The 14,950-nt window shown below is 44.3% G+C and carries 17 protein-coding genes, 1 pseudogene and 1 riboswitch; of the genes and pseudogenes, 11 read left to right on the forward strand and 7 right to left on the reverse strand.

From position 1 onward, the window contains the following. The first annotated feature begins 125 nt into the window (after positions 1-125). Entirely contained in the window at positions 126-386 is a 261-nt protein-coding gene (gene spo0E / locus J6600_RS06875; protein WP_003154690.1) for an aspartyl-phosphate phosphatase Spo0E, read from the forward strand. A 210-nt stretch (positions 387-596) separates the two neighbouring features. Here spo0E and J6600_RS06880 read toward each other — a convergent pair whose 3' ends face one another. Next, positions 597-2,114, reverse strand: coding sequence for a sporulation kinase KinD (locus J6600_RS06880; protein ID WP_029974827.1), 1,518 nt, complete (start codon positions 2,112-2,114; stop codon positions 597-599). 198 nt (positions 2,115-2,312) lie between these two features. Here J6600_RS06880 and mhqR point away from each other — a divergent pair, with 198 nt between their 5' ends. Continuing rightward, on the forward strand, positions 2,313-2,759 hold the full coding sequence (mhqR, locus tag J6600_RS06885) for a MarR family transcriptional regulator MhqR (RefSeq protein WP_003154686.1): 447 nt from the start codon (positions 2,313-2,315) through the stop codon (positions 2,757-2,759). A gap of 35 nt (positions 2,760-2,794) precedes the next feature. Here the strand turns inward: mhqR and motB are convergent, their stop codons facing one another. From motB to clpE, 3 genes are all read right to left on the reverse strand, one after another. Beyond that, positions 2,795-3,580: a flagellar motor protein MotB gene (gene motB / locus J6600_RS06890; protein WP_017417652.1), complete on the reverse strand. Its 786-nt coding sequence runs from the start codon at positions 3,578-3,580 to the stop codon at positions 2,795-2,797. After that, on the reverse strand, positions 3,552-4,367 hold the full coding sequence (motA, locus tag J6600_RS06895) for a flagellar motor stator protein MotA (protein WP_007408461.1): 816 nt from the start codon (positions 4,365-4,367) through the stop codon (positions 3,552-3,554). The genes motB and motA overlap by 29 nt, the downstream gene beginning before the upstream one ends. A gap of 169 nt (positions 4,368-4,536) precedes the next feature. Continuing rightward, positions 4,537-6,633, reverse strand: coding sequence for an ATP-dependent protease ATP-binding subunit ClpE (gene clpE / locus J6600_RS06900; protein WP_017417653.1), 2,097 nt, complete (start codon positions 6,631-6,633; stop codon positions 4,537-4,539). A 401-nt stretch (positions 6,634-7,034) separates the two neighbouring features. Here clpE and J6600_RS06905 point away from each other — a divergent pair, with 401 nt between their 5' ends. From J6600_RS06905 to queF, 6 genes are all read left to right on the forward strand, one after another. Continuing rightward, positions 7,035-8,072, forward strand: a complete 1,038-nt coding sequence (locus tag J6600_RS06905) for a YkvI family membrane protein (protein ID WP_209388170.1) — start codon at positions 7,035-7,037, stop codon at positions 8,070-8,072. 97 nt (positions 8,073-8,169) lie between these two features. Next, entirely contained in the window at positions 8,170-9,291 is a 1,122-nt protein-coding gene (locus tag J6600_RS06910; RefSeq protein WP_209388171.1) for a hypothetical protein, read from the forward strand. Positions 9,292-9,399: 108 nt separating this feature from the next. Further along, positions 9,400-9,444: riboswitch (PreQ1 riboswitch) on the forward strand. A 96-nt stretch (positions 9,445-9,540) separates the two neighbouring features. Beyond that, entirely contained in the window at positions 9,541-10,200 is a 660-nt protein-coding gene (gene queC, locus J6600_RS06915; protein ID WP_003154679.1) for a 7-cyano-7-deazaguanine synthase QueC, read from the forward strand. After that, on the forward strand, positions 10,201-10,641 hold the full coding sequence (gene queD, locus J6600_RS06920) for a 6-carboxytetrahydropterin synthase QueD (RefSeq protein ID WP_014417585.1): 441 nt from the start codon (positions 10,201-10,203) through the stop codon (positions 10,639-10,641). Further along, on the forward strand, positions 10,634-11,365 hold the full coding sequence (gene queE, locus J6600_RS06925; RefSeq protein ID WP_003154676.1) for a 7-carboxy-7-deazaguanine synthase QueE: 732 nt from the start codon (positions 10,634-10,636) through the stop codon (positions 11,363-11,365). The genes queD and queE overlap by 8 nt, the downstream gene beginning before the upstream one ends. Before the next feature lie 17 nt (positions 11,366-11,382). Continuing rightward, positions 11,383-11,877, forward strand: a complete 495-nt coding sequence (queF, locus tag J6600_RS06930) for a preQ(1) synthase (protein WP_003154673.1) — start codon at positions 11,383-11,385, stop codon at positions 11,875-11,877. Between the two features lie 186 nt (positions 11,878-12,063). Here queF and J6600_RS06935 read toward each other — a convergent pair whose 3' ends face one another. Continuing rightward, positions 12,064-12,318, reverse strand: a complete 255-nt coding sequence (locus J6600_RS06935) for a hypothetical protein (RefSeq protein ID WP_209388172.1) — start codon at positions 12,316-12,318, stop codon at positions 12,064-12,066. After that, entirely contained in the window at positions 12,302-12,643 is a 342-nt protein-coding gene (locus J6600_RS06940) for a winged helix-turn-helix transcriptional regulator (protein WP_007611023.1), read from the reverse strand. The genes J6600_RS06935 and J6600_RS06940 overlap by 17 nt, the downstream gene beginning before the upstream one ends. 168 nt (positions 12,644-12,811) lie before the next feature. Here J6600_RS06940 and J6600_RS06945 point away from each other — a divergent pair, with 168 nt between their 5' ends. The 3 genes and pseudogenes from J6600_RS06945 to J6600_RS06955 all read left to right on the forward strand — a co-directional run bounded on the left by J6600_RS06945 (position 12,812) and on the right by J6600_RS06955 (position 14,531). Further along, positions 12,812-13,558, forward strand: coding sequence for an SDR family NAD(P)-dependent oxidoreductase (locus J6600_RS06945; RefSeq protein ID WP_209388173.1), 747 nt, complete (start codon positions 12,812-12,814; stop codon positions 13,556-13,558). A 135-nt stretch (positions 13,559-13,693) separates the two neighbouring features. Further along, positions 13,694-13,906 (forward strand): annotated as a pseudogene (locus tag J6600_RS06950) (tunnelling fold family protein); the annotation flags it as partial. A gap of 349 nt (positions 13,907-14,255) precedes the next feature. Then, the gene (locus tag J6600_RS06955; protein WP_209388174.1) at positions 14,256-14,531 is read left to right on the forward strand and encodes a DUF3219 family protein; all 276 of its coding nucleotides are present in this window, start codon (positions 14,256-14,258) and stop codon (positions 14,529-14,531) included. Between the two features lie 72 nt (positions 14,532-14,603). Here J6600_RS06955 and J6600_RS06960 read toward each other — a convergent pair whose 3' ends face one another. Then, positions 14,604-14,789, reverse strand: a complete 186-nt coding sequence (locus J6600_RS06960) for a YkvS family protein (RefSeq protein WP_003154669.1) — start codon at positions 14,787-14,789, stop codon at positions 14,604-14,606. Positions 14,790-14,950 lie beyond the last annotated feature (161 nt).

A 14,950-nucleotide genomic window follows, 5' to 3' on the forward strand; every position in this document is an offset into this window, starting at 1 on the left:
AATATGAAATGAAAAAATAAGTTATTTAGTAAAAAAATGTTTACAAATAAAGTATAATCTGTAATAATGCTCAATAACCCAATCAAACTTGTTTCCTATTCTTTTAGCGGTGAGGGGTGAAGTGAATGGGCAGTTATTCTGAACAAGAAAAATTGCTTGTATCTATTGATAAAAAAAGAAAAATGATGATAGATGCAGCTAACAGGCAAGGGTTTACAGGATATGACACGATCAGGCACAGCCAGGAACTGGACTGTCTGATGAACGCGTATCAGCAGCTGGTAAACCGTGATCGTACACATCACCAAGGAATACAGGGCCTTGTGAAGAAAATAGGCTTGTTCTCCCGCGGTGACGTCATGCCTGCATATGAAGCAAACAAATGATTGATGATAAAACAGATAACGAAGACTGAATGCGCTTCCTGATCAAGCGCCGCATCCGAAAGATGACCGCGTACAGTCAGCAGATTTTTCCGCTGACACGGCTCACGAAGCGCCTCGTACTATCTGCCGGCTATGATGCCGTTCCTCTGGTATATCCTCTTACACATATTCTTCTTTAAATAAAAAACACCCCGATCCAGGGTGTTTTTTTCATCGAGAAGCGGCAGGGAGGGCAATGGTGACCTCTGTGCCCTTATCGACTTCGCTTTGAATGTCAATCGAACCGCCGTACATCAGCATGATTCGTTTACATACGACAAGGCCGAGGCCGGTGCCTTTTTCCTTTGACGTTACAAACGGAAGAAAAATGTGTTCAAGCATATCTTCAGAAATGCCCATTCCGTTGTCGGCCACCTTAATGACTGCTTTATGATCGCGGGCTTCTAAATAGATGGACAGCCGGCCGCCTTCCTGCATGGATTCCAGCGCGTTTTTCGCGACATTTAAAATCACCTGTTTAATATGGTCTTTCGTGCAGTTGACCTTGAGCGGCCGATTGACGAGAATCTCCACATTCACTTCCACATTATACAGATTCCCTTCAGAATAAATAATCGGCATAATCTCATCAAGAATATCCTGCAGCGAGTTCACTTCCAACCGTTCAGCAGTGGGTTTACCGAGCACTAAAAACTCACTGACAATCTGATTGATCCGTTTAATCTCCTGCTCAATAATTGAGAAATACAGCTGATCTTCCTCCGATTTGTATTTTTTCTGCAAAAGCTGAATGAAGCCGCTGATCCCTGTAAGCGGGTTGCGGATTTCATGGGCGGTGCTGGCGGCAAGCGTTCCGATCAGCTCCAATTTCTGCGCTTCATTTTGAGCGCGCTCCAGCTGGGTCTTGCGCTTAAGCAGATAATATTGAACAAGGATGAACAGAATATTCAGCAGCACGGCAATACTGGACATCGGCAGCAGCACGCTTTTGGTCAGCTCATTCAGCTCAACCGGTTTCGGATAAACATTGATATTCCAATTAATATCATCCAGATAGCCGCTGACCGGTTTCACACCTTCTGATTGATCAGCCCGTCCGCTGGCAAATATCACTTTATTCTGATTGGTTGCCTTGACATAAACGTCAGGGCTCAGCATATTGATCATATTTCTCAAATAATCGACTTGTATGGCGGCTACTAAATAATCCGTGACTTCCCGTTTTGCGTCTAACACCGGCACGCAGATCGTGAAGATGCGCTGGCCTGTAATTCTGCTGGAGTAGTCATTTGTGATGACTGTTTTTTTCGTCTTTTTCGCCTTCGTAAAATACGGTCTGTCGGCCAAGTTCACCTTTGATTTCAGATCAGTCGTGCTTGCGATGACATCACCTTTGGAATTCAGCATATACAGACCGCTGAATCTGGGTTCATCCTCAAAAGCCTGATCGAGAATGTCAATGATCTTTTCTTCATTGACAGGCTTATCGACAGCGATCGCAAGTGTTGTCATCCGGGCTTTTGTTTCACCGATTAAATAATTGAGCTTATTGCGGTGAAGGTTGAGCATCATACTGGCTTCCTGTATGTGTTTATCGGCTATTTTCTGCTTTTCTTTTTCATAAATGAAAAAGCTGATAATAAGTGCCGGGATGATCACCAATATGAGATAAAGCTTGATCTTTCCCCGGGCACCTTTAAATGTATTCACTCTGCATCGCTCCAACATTACACTTGAATAGAGGTATTATATCATTTTTATACTTCTTTAATAAGAAAAAATAACCAAAATGATAGAAAAACAAATTATTTTATTAAGGTCAGACAAAAAGAAGAGAAATTTTGGAAACATTTTTGTTGACATTTTTCATTTTGTTTATTAATGTTTCTCTGTAACGGTTTCTTTTGTAAAAGGATGATTGAATGTATGACGGATAAAACAGAAAACTCATTGAAATTATTTATTGTACTGTCACGTGCGTACCGATCTATTAACGACCATATGAATAAACATATTCATAAGCACGGCCTGAACCCGACGGAATTTGCGGTGCTTGAGCTGCTGTACCACAAAGGCAACCAGCCGCTTCAGCAGATCGGCGACAAAATTTTATTAGCGAGCGGAAGTATTACATACGTTGTTGACAAATTAGAGAAAAAAGAACTTCTCATCAGAAAAGCCTCGCCGACTGACAGAAGAGTGACTTTCGCACAGATTTCCGAAAAGGGAATCCGTCTTTTGGACGATATTTTCCCTGATCATGCTGAAGAAATTAAAGAAATGATCAGTGTGCTGAGTGATGAAGAGATAGAAATGTGTACGGAAATGCTGAAAAGAGTGGGATTAAACGCTAAACATTTTCATCAGAAATAAAAAAGGAAGCCATTTGAAAGGCTTCCTTTTTTATATTACTGATTTTGGTCAGTCGCGGCGTTTCTAGGCTGTATCAATACCTCGACGCGCCTGTTTTTGCTGCGCCCTTCAGCGGTTTTGTTCGACACGGCCGGTTTATACTCTCCGAAACCTTTGGCGCTGAAAACTTTTGCGTCAAGTTTCGGGTTTTCTGTCAGAATAGCCATGAAGTTGACGGCCCGCATGACGCTTAAATGCCAGTTAGATTGATATTGTGAGTTTTTAATCGGTACATTGTCCGTATGTCCGCTGATGATAATGTTCCTCGGCGGATTCAGCACAAGGAGATTCGAGATTTCCTTGGCAAGCGGAATATCTTCCTGACGGATATCCGCCCGTCCGGAATCAAAAAAGATACTGTCTTTAATCGTAATTAAGAGTCCTTCTTTAGTCAGCTTTGTTTCAAGCTGAGTTTCAAGCTTTTTATTTTTTATAAATTGATTGACTTGCTTTTGCACGCCTTCAAGTTCTTCGCGGTCGGCTGCTTCTCTTTCTTTCTTTTTCTGTTCTTTATCTTTTTCCTTGTCTTTTTTTAACTGATCAACGCCGTCTTTTTCGTTTTCAGGAGGGGTGAGGCTTGAATATTCAAGAACACCCGTGCCTCCGGTAAACACGGCGTTAAATGATTTAGACAGCATTTGGAATTTCGCCGCATCGACCGAGCTCATGGCGAACAATACAATGAACAGAGCCAAAAGAAGGGTGAGCAAATCCGCGTACGGGATCAGCCAAGACTCATCCACATGCTCGTCATCATGCTTCTTCTTCTTTTTTCTCGCCATTGTTTGCCTCTCCTTCTTGTTCAGCGACTTTTGCGCGTTCATTCGCAGGAAGATACATGAGAAGTTTTTGTTCGATCACTTTCGGAGCCTGTCCTTCAAGCACTGACAGAACGCCTTCGATCATGATTTCACGCAGTTTGACTTCCTGCTTTGATTTGCGTTTCAGTTTGTTGGCGAAGGGATGCCATAGTACATATCCTGTGAAAATCCCGAGAAGGGTGGCGACAAACGCCGCACTGATGGCATGTCCGAGCGCCTCGGTATTGTTCATGTTGGAAAGAGCGGCGATAAGGCCGATGACCGCACCCAAAACGCCGAGTGTCGGCGCATATGTGCCGGCTTGTGTAAAGATGGCTGCGCCGGCCTGGTGTCTGTCTTCCATCGCTTCAACTTCCTCAGTCATAATATCTCTGATAAATTCTGCGCTTTGTCCGTCAACCGCCATGCTCAGGCCGTTTTTCAAAAATGCGTCATCCACGTCTTCAATGCTTGCTTCCAATGCGAGCAGACCTTCACGTCTGGCGATTTGCGCCCATTGAGAGAACATAGGAATTAATTGCGCAATTGTCAGCTGTTTGTTTTCTTTAAACAGCACTTTAAAAAGGGCAGGCACTTTTTTGATTTCTTTTCCGGGGAATGCGATGATCACCGCAGAAATCGTACCGAACAAAATAATCAGAATAGCTGCCGGGTTAGCGAGTGCGCTTAAGCTGACCCCTTTCAGCACCATGCCCACGCTTAAAGCAATCAAGGCGAGGATGATACCGATAATCGATGTTTTATCCATAGTTTTCACCAAATCCTTTATACTAGCTTTCTATGGTTAATATCGGTGGCAGTGCATGGAACTTTAGGGTGATTGAGAAATTGTTCCCGAATTCTTCACAGTTTCTCCCTTCCGGCATGGAGAAAGAAACAAAAAAGCGGCTCCCCGAAAGGAGGGGACCGCTTTTTTCTTATTGTGCCCGGACTTTGATGCCGTCCTCTTCCATTACGACATGGAAGGCTTTTATTTCGTTGTCATCCAATAAGAGATCTGTCATTTCGTCCTCGATCAATTCTTGGATGGTTCTTCTGAGCGGGCGTGCTCCGAAAGCTGGGTGGTAGCCGATTTCAGCGATTTTTTCTTTCGCATCATCGGTGACGCTCAGGCTGATGCCGCGCTCTTTTAATGTGTCTTCAAGCTCTGTGAGAAGCAGGCTGACGATTTTCACGAGATGTTCTTTTTTCAGGGATTGGAATTCAATAATGCTGTCAAATCGGTTTAAAAACTCCGGTTTGAAGAACGCGCTCAGTGAATCAATCAGCGTTTGTTCTTCCAGGACGCTCTCTTCAGATTGGAATCCGACTTTCACCTGTTTTTCGCCGGTTCCAGCGTTGCTTGTCATAATCAAAACGGTATCTTTGAAGCTGACCGTTCTGCCCTGGCTGTCTGTCAGACGGCCGTCCTCCATAATCTGCAGAAACATATGCTGGACATCAGGGTGGGCTTTTTCAATCTCATCGAGCAGCACGATGCTGTACGGATTGCGGCGCACTTTTTCCGTTAATTGACCGGCTTCATCGTGTCCGACATATCCCGGCGGTGAACCGATGATTTTTGATACGGCGTGTTTTTCCATGTATTCACTCATATCGAGACGGATAATGGAATCTTTTGTACCGAACAGTTCATCTGCGAGTGTCTTTGATAACTCGGTTTTTCCGACTCCGGTCGGTCCGACAAAGAGGAAGGAGCCGACAGGTCTGTTTTTGGATTTTAAGCCGGCGCGGCTTCGTCTGACCGCTTTCGCCACTTTTTTCACGGCTTTTTCCTGACCGATGACGCGCTGATGAAGATGCTCTTCAAGTTCCTTCATTTTGACTTGTTCATCAGCCTGGAGTTTTCCGACCGGAATGCCTGTTTTCTGTTCAATGATGGCTTGAATATGCTCCGCCCCGATTTCAGGTGAAGAGGCCGGTGTTTCATGCGCCAGCTGCTTTTCCAACGCCGCTTCTTCATCACGCAGTTTCGCGGCAAGCTCATAATTTTCTTCATGAAGCGCTTTTGTTTTCTCCGCGTCAATTGCTTTGAGTCTCTCAGCCGCATCTTCTTCATTTACGGTATCAAGCTCCAAGTTCGCCTTAGAGCCGGCTTCATCTAATAAGTCGATCGCTTTATCCGGCAGGTGGCGGTCCTGAATGTAACGGGATGAAAGCGTAACACAGGCGTTTATCGCTTCATTGCTGAATGTGACGCCGTGGTATTTCTCATATTTATCTTTAATGCCTTCCAGAATGCTGATGGCTTGTTCTATTGTAGGCTCGTGAACCATGACGGGCTGGAAGCGTCTTTCAAGCGCCGCATCTTTTTCAATCTGGCGGTACTCTTTCAGCGTTGTCGCCCCGATGACCTGCAGCTCGCCTCTGGCAAGCGCCGGTTTCAGGATGTTCCCGGCATCCATTGATCCCTCGGCAGAGCCGGCGCCTACAAGAAGATGAATCTCATCAATGAACAAGATGACGTTTTTCCGTTCTTTTAATTCGTTCATTAATTGTTTCATTCTTTCTTCAAACTGGCCTCTGATCCCTGTATTGGCGACGAGAGAAGCGACGTCAAGCAGGTAAAGCTCTTTGTTTTTCAATTTGTTCGGCACATCGCCTTCAGCGATTTTAAGCGCGAGGCCTTCTGCAATAGCCGTTTTACCGACGCCCGGCTCACCGATCAGCACCGGATTGTTTTTATTCCGGCGGTTCAAAATTTCAATTACGCGCGCCACTTCATTATCGCGGCCGATCACAGGGTCAATCAGACCTGCTTTTGCGCCGTTTGTGACGTTTTGAGCGAGCTCGTCGAGCAGGCCTTTTTCAGGGCCGGCCTGCTGTTTATTTTGATTGGGAGCGAAACCTTGCTCAAACGGGAATCCGAATGATTGCGGCCCCATGCTCATAGACGGTTTTCGGGTTAATTCTGTATAACATGTTTCACATAAAACGAATTGTTTTTGAATGGAATTGACTTGCATGTTCAGGCGAATCGTCGCCTCGTTTTTCTGACAATGTTGACAACGCATTTGCCAAAACCTCCTTGGAAAATGTTTGATCATCTTTGACCAAACGAATTAGAAAATAAGGTCTTAACTTTGACCTTCTTTGATTAATAGTATACTTTGACCTTCTTTGACTTTCAAGTGTTTTGTTTCAAACCCCGAAAAATAAATGTTTACAGCATGATAAGTGATATTTGTGAGGTTTGATTATTTTTGACCAATATAGTCAGAAAGGAAATGAAATGCTTTGACCTTTCTTGATGAAGAGTATACGCCGGCCCTTTTTTTCTTTCAATATTTTTGCTTAGAGGAGAGAGCTGAATCTGTTTTCTCCGGGGAAGGACGATTTGTTCGTCTTTTCGGGCGACTTGTCTCATAAGCATATATAAAGGCCTGGACAAATCTGCGCTTAGCCGGAGGGTGAAATGGGACAAACAAAAGGTTCTGCAAGTCAGCTTGCATTTGTATACGTAGGCACGGTTGTAGGAGCCGGTTTTGCCACGGGACGGGAAATCGTTGAGTTTTTTCTGAAGTTTGGCTGGATCGGTCTGTTCGGTATCGTGGTAAGCGGTCTGATGTTTACATATTTAGGCGCCAAAATCATGATCATTTCCAAACGGATTCACGCAGCATCTTATCAGGAATTGAACACATATTTATTCGGCCAGTCCATCGGCCGTGCCGTAAACATGTTTATGATGTTTATATTGCTGGGAGTGACCTCTGTCATGCTGTCCGGAGCGGGGGCGCTGTTTCATGAACAGCTTGGATGGTCCGCACAAGCGGGGATCCTTTTGACGATCGTACTGAGCTTTGCCGTCATGACAAGCGGTGTTAAAGGTGTGTTCGGCGTCAATATATTGGTTGTGCCGCTTTTAATTTCTTTCTCTTTTATCGTGACAGCTGATTCATTTGTATTTACAAGCACGAGAAACGCGGACGAATGGGTATGGCCTGACGAGTGGAATTGGCTTTTGTCCGCCGTCTCTTACGGCGCGTTAAATTTATCGCTCGCCCAAGCCGTCCTTGTGCCGCTTGCGAACGAAATGTCTTCAGAGAAGGTGATCAGAAAGGGGGCTTATTTAGGCGGCGTTCTTTTGACACTGGTGCTTGCCGCGAGCTTTTTATCATTATCGGTGCTGCCGGATGTGCTGGAGTTTGACATTCCGATGGCTCAAGTTGTCTATTCGTATTCGCGTTCGCTTCATATCATTTATTTGTTTATTATTTTCGGGGAAGTGTTTACGTCAGTCATCGGCAATCTATACGGATTGGAAAAACAATTAAACAGTTTTCTTCATATAAAAAGTACATATATTTACGGCGGCATTTTGGCGTTTGCTTTCATTATCAGCCAAATCGGCTACGGACAGCTGATTTCCACCGTTTATCCGGTGTTTGGATATGTGAGCCTCGCTTTCATCGGCGCATTGATTTGCAAAAAAATCCCGAAAGAAAAATAAGGATATAAGGAAAATGTCTGTATTTTTTGGGAATTCCCCTTCTTTTTTCCTGACATTTCTGTATAATGAATTGGGAAATGATGGGGAGGAGTAAGAGATGAAAGCTCGACGTGTATTATTGGGATTTATTTTTATTTGTATCGGCATTGCGTTTTTTTTACAGAAGGCGGGAGTTATACATGTATCCGCAGGTTCGGCGTGGCCGTTTCTTTTCATTATAATGTCCGCAGGGTTTCACGCCGGATTTATTTTTGCGAAAAAAACGCCTGACCAGGCGGGACTGCTCGTTCCGGGCGGTATGTTTCTTGTGCTGGGCTGCCTGTTTTGTTTTGAAACGGCAACAGGATGGACGTATTCAGGCGTGACGTGGCCTGTTTATATATGGGCGCCTGCTCTCGGTCTGTTTGAGCTGTGGTATTTCGGCGGGAGGAAGTTAGGTGTATTGATTCCTGCTTTCATCCTGACTGCCGTGGGAGCACTATGCTTTGCCGGTATGCTGATGCCGGGGCTGTGGCCGCTTTTGATCATCGCAGCCGCGCTTTTGTTTCACGCCGCTGCCTTTATGCAGCCGAAAAAAAGATCGGGCCTTCTTATTCCGGGAGGCATTTTGCTTGTGACGGGCGGCTTGTTATGGTTTGAAACGCTGACGGATTGGACATACGCAAGTATGACATCGCCTGTCTACCTCTTTGCCGTTGCGTTCGGCCTGTTTGAAGCCTGGCTGTTCGGCAGAAGGAAAAGGGGGCTTTTGACCGCTGCTGCGGTTCTGTGCGCCGCGGGCATTTTCGGCATATTCACCAATGCAAATGAAGTCATCAGCGAACGCGGCTGGCCCGCTCTCATTCTTTTGCTGGGCGCCGCTTTTCACATTCCGATTTTCGGCCCGAAACCTGTCAAAAACGCGGGACTTCTCGTACCGGGCGGCATCTTGTTGATTACGGGGATCTTGTTTGTCTTTGAAACGGCAACCAATTGGTCCTACTCCGGTGTGACATGGCCTGTTTACCTGCTTGCAACGGCATTCGGTTTATTTGAGCTGTGGCTGTTCGGCGGGAAAGAGAAGGCGCTGCTCATCCCGGTTGCGGTGCTGACCTTGACAGCACTTTGCTTTATGATGACGAATCAGCCGATCATTCCGGTTTCTGTTTTCTGGCCTGCTTTATTTGTTCTGATCGGGATTGCGCTGATGGTATTTCCGGGGAAAAAACGCGGGGCTTAAACCCGCTTTTGCAGCCTGACACAGGGTTCAGGCTGTTTTTTTATTGTCACGGGAAACAACATTATGGTATGATAGCAAAAGTGAAAAAAGAAGAAAATCCGTATTGATGCGGGAGAGGTTCTAGCTACACCCTCTATAAAAAACTAAGGACGAGCTGTATCCTTGGATACGGTTTTTTTATGTTTTTTAGGGCGCCTTCTCCGAAAAAGGCGCTTTTTTTATGGAATGATAGATAAGGGAGAGAAAGACATGAAAAAAGAAAAAGCAGTTGTGGTGTTCAGCGGAGGCCAAGACAGCACGACTTGTTTATTATGGGCTTTGCAAAACTTTGAAGAAGTGGAAACCGTTACATTCCATTATAATCAGCGTCACCAAGAAGAAATCGATGTGGCAAAATCGATTGCCGAAAAGCTCGGTGTCAAAAACCACTTGCTTGATATGTCTCTTTTAAATCAGCTTGCGCCGAATGCGCTGACAAGAGATGATATCGAAATTGAAGCGAAGGACGGGGAACTGCCGACAACCTTTGTGCCGGGACGCAACCTTGTATTTTTATCCTTTGCATCGATTCTTGCATATCAAATCGGCGCGCGCCACATTATCACCGGTGTTTGCGAGACTGATTTCAGCGGCTACCCGGACTGCCGTGACGAGTTTGTCAAATCCTGCAATGTCACCGTCAACTTGGCGATGGAAAAGCCGTTCGTCATTCATACGCCGCTTATGTGGCTGAACAAAGCGGAAACGTGGAAACTTGCGGATGAGCTCGGCGCGCTTGATTTTGTAAAGAATAACACACTGACTTGCTATAACGGCATCATTGCGGACGGATGCGGCGAATGCCCGGCATGCCTGCTCCGCAATAAAGGATATGATGAATATATGAAAATGAAAGGAGAGCGGAACTAATTGCTTTCTCAAATTTACCCGCAGGTTCAGCATCCTTATTCGTTTGAGTTGAATAAGGACATGCACATTTCAGCCGCGCACTTTATTCCCCGCGAAAGCGCCGGAGCGTGCAGCAGAGTCCACGGGCACACGTATACAGTAAATATTACAGTTGCGGGGGATGAACTGGACGATTCAGGCTTTCTCGTGAATTTCAGCGTGCTGAAGAAATTGGTGCACGGCGCTTATGACCATACATTGCTGAATGACCATGAGGAATTTTCTGATGATGACAGATATTCACTGCCGACGACCGAGGTCGTGGCCAAAACGATTTACGATAAGGTGCAGTCCTACCTTGAAACACTGGAGAATCAGCCGGTCTGCGTGCAGATTTTTGTCAGGGAAACCCCGACAAGCTATTGCGTATACCGCCCGAAAAAAGGTGATAGGAATGGCTAAAGGAATTCCGGTTTTAGAAATTTTCGGACCGACGATACAAGGGGAGGGCATGGTTATCGGCCAGAAAACCATGTTCGTCCGCACGGCGGGATGCGACTACTCCTGCAGCTGGTGCGACTCCGCTTTTACATGGGACGGCTCAGCCAAAAAAGATATCCGCTGGATGACGGCGGAAGACATTTACCGCGAGCTGAGAGAAATCGGCGGAGACGCCTTTTCCCATGTCACCATCTCAGGAGGAAACCCGGCGCTGTTAAAGCAGCTTGACGCGCTGATTCTGCTGCTGAAAGAGCACGGGGTGCGCGCCGCTTTAGAAACGCAGGGAACGGTCTATCAGGATTGGTTCACAATGATTAACGACCTGACGATTTCACCGAAGCCGCCAAGTTCGGGGATGACAACCGATTTTGCAAAGCTCGATCACATTGTGTCTTCGCTTGATGCGGCAGAAAGGCTTAACGCGGTCAGCTTAAAGGTCGTCATTTTTAATGATGAAGATCTGCAATTCGCGAAAACCGTGCACAAGCGGTATCCGAATATCCCGTTTTATCTTCAGGTCGGAAACGATAACGTCCATACGACGGACGACCGGGCATTAATCGCACATCTGCTCGGAAAATACGAAACACTCGTTGATAAGGTTTCAGCCGATTCGGATCTGAATCTCGTCAGAGTCCTGCCTCAGCTGCATACGCTGCTTTGGGGCAATAAACGGGGAGTTTAATAGAAAGGGAGATTTATATGACAAGAAAAGAATCAGAATTAGAAGGAGTTACGCTCCTGGGGAATCAAGGGACAAACTATTTATTTGAATATGCGCCGGAGGTTTTGGAATCATTTCCGAATAAACACGTGAACCGTGATTATTTCGTTAAATTCAACTGCCCGGAATTTACGTCGCTTTGCCCGAAAACGGGACAGCCGGATTTTGCAACCATTTACATCAGCTATATTCCGGACGAAAAAATGGTGGAAAGCAAATCGCTGAAGCTGTATCTTTTCAGCTTCCGCAACCACGGAGATTTCCACGAGGACTGCATGAACATCATCATGAATGACTTGATCGAATTAATGGATCCGCGTTATATCGAAGTATGGGGCAAATTCACGCCAAGAGGCGGGATCTCCATTGACCCGTATACAAACTATGGCAGACCGGGAACAAAATATGAAAAAATGGCCGAACATCGGATGATGAATCATGATATGTATCCGGAGACGATTGATAATCGGTAATTATTCCGTTGTGTGATACGGAGTGTGACCCGCACTAAGCTCAATAAAAGTGTGACCTGGTGCAACCTGAACTGTGACTTTTATGCAGTGAAAAATTGATAGTACAGAAGCAGATTAAGGCGTACAATTTGTACGTCTTTTCTTTTTTATCCGAAAGAAAAAATGCCTATCTAGAGATCATAGGCATTAAATATTATTATCAATATCTTCATTTATTTTTTGGCTAAGTTTCTGAACCTTCTCTTTAACATTTGAAACAGCTCTTTTTTGAATTTCATCAAAGTTCTCCTGAATATAGTCGATGACACTTCTTATTAGAACTTCACTTTCAAAATTGAATATCTCATTTATTTCTGACTGTTCTTCATCTGTTAGGTGATGGTATTGAAGTTGTTTAGCATTTACTTCAGCAGCTACATCAATCCTAACGTACAATTTCATATTCACCTTCTGCATACTCTTGCTCCGCATAATGGCTTCCCCATTGACAGAGCTCCTGCAAGATAGGTTTAAGAGATTCTCCAAGTTCAGTGGATGAATATTCAACCTTCGGCGGTACTTGATTATACATCTTTCTGCTTACAAGTCCACTGGCTTCAAGCTCTCTAAGTGTTTGAATCAGCATTTTCTGAGTTATATTTGGGATAATGCGCTTTAATTCACTCGTTCTCTTTGGTCCATTCATTAAAAAGTATAATACAAGGCCTTTCCATTTTCCGCCAATAACTTCCTTTGTCACTTCAAACCCGCAGCTAAATTTTTTCATGTCTAAAGCTCTCCATTCCACATTTATTACTTTTTAGTTACTATATCACAAAAAAGTGGGTACTTCCGATAATGTGCTTACTGAAGGATACTATATCTTGTAAGTTGTTCTTCAAGTACTTAAAGGTACTAGACATAAAATAAAATTAATTCTAAAGGAGTGTTAAGTATGGGTAAATTTGAAGGTAAAATAGCGCTTGTAACGGGTGGAACAAGTGGGATTGGTCTTGCTGCAGCACAAAAATTTGTAAGCGAAGGTGCATATGTTTATATCACGGGACGCAGACAAAACGAACTTGATAAAGCAGTTAACCAAATTGGCAAGAACGTAACCGGTGTTCAAGGTGATATTTCTAAGCTTGAAGACTTAGACAAACTATATGACATTATAAAGCAGGAAAAAGGTAAGTTGGACATTCTTTTTGCTAATGCAGGCACCGGCAACTTCCTTCCATTAGGTGAAATTACTGAAGAGCAGGTTGATAGAACGTTCGACATTAACGTTAAAGGAACCATCTTTACTGTTCAAAAAGCGTTATCACTATTCCCGGACAAAGCAGGTTCTATTATTTTAACGGGCTCTACTGCTGGATCAATTGGCAACCCAGCGTTTAGTGTATATGGAGCATCTAAAGCAGCATTAAGAGCACTAGTTCGCAACTGGATTCTTGACCTAAAAGGTACTGAAATCCGTGTAAATGTGGTTAGTCCAGGAGCTATTCTTACACCTGCATACGATGAGCTTTTTGGTGATGCACTTGAAGGAGCAATGGAAAATACCAGAAATACTGTTCCAGCTGGAAAAGTTGGGACACCTGAAGAAGTAGCAAACGCTGTATCTTTCCTTGCTTCAGACGAAAGCAGTTACTTGACGGGTGTTGAATTGTTCGTAGATGGCGGGCTAGCACAGGTATAATTTCACTGCGCAGAGATTACAAATAGTCCCCAAAAAGGTTAAAATCAATCGTTCGGTAAGGTGTGAAATTGGTGTGACTTTATGATTAATGTCTAGAGCAAGTACTTATGGGACAAGACTTTGACCTGCCTTTTCTTCCACGAGGACTGCATGAACATCATCATGAATGACTTGATTGAATTAATGGATCCGCGTTATATCGAAGTATGGGGCAAATTCACGCCAAGAGGCGGAACCTCCATTGACCCGTATACAAACTACGGCAGACCGGGAACAAAATATGAAAAAATGGCCGAACATCGGATGATGAATCATGATATGTATCCGGAGACGATTAACAACCGTTAATTTTCAGAAGGAGTACGGTCTCGGAATATAACCTAAATACCCCCGCCTTTTAAGCGGGGGTATTTTTCGTCTGTGCCATGCCGCCAAAAAGGTGCATGATATTTGCACAGAACTTCTATAAGGAAAAGAGAGATCATTTGGAGAAAAGAAAAAGACGAGTAAACCCGGGGGGAGTGTACTCGCCGCTTCATTACGTGACGGGTGCTGGATGGCAGCTCGTCTGTTTCATTATAAAATAGGGAACGTATGTTTGTAAAGACCTGCGCTGTTTTTTCTCATTCGGAGCGGATCAATTGTAAAGGAATGGTCAGCATGATAGCATGTCCTGTAAAAAGAAGGAGTGTTCGTTATGGAGCCGTTAGAGTTAAACGGTGTAAGGCTGAAAATGTATGATTGTAAAGAAAGTGCGGGCAAAAACGGCCGCATGATTTCATTTGTATTGAAGGTGACCTCTGAAACGTATCATGATATTGCCGTTCTTTTGTATGAAAAAACATTTGACATCAAGGCGCCCGAGTGCGGGCTTGAATTCCGCGGTAAAATAACCAACTACTATACATCCGTCACAAATCTTTACAATAAAGATGAGACAGGTGATTTTTTTGTAGAAATGACCGAGATCTGAATTCATTTGAAAAAGCTGCCGGGCGGCAGCTTTTGTGCGGGATATGTAAATGGTTCAGATGTTCGGGGGGGTTTAATAGGAGTCTCTGATGATTTTATAATTCTTATGGTTGACGACAGTGAGGGAATCTAATTCAAGGTCACGATAATTATCCATGATGGTTACATCAACGATGACGGAGTTTTCATTTACTTTTTCAACAATACCGGTTAATCCGTTTTTAAATTCAATGACGTTTCCAACCTTAGCAATTTTCACGAGCTTCCTCTCCTTTATCATAAATCCTGTTTGAAAATATTTTGCAGTATTTTCTTTAAGAAGTAAAGCGATATGGGTATCAGCCCGCTCAATCATTGTCCCGGCGGGGGAAAGATGGTATATTGTTTTTCGGGAAAAAGCCGAGAAAAGGAGGCTGTATT

This window comes from Bacillus sp. LJBV19, from assembly GCF_017797845.1.
In the GTDB taxonomy this organism is placed as follows: domain Bacteria; phylum Bacillota; class Bacilli; order Bacillales; family Bacillaceae; genus Bacillus; species Bacillus velezensis.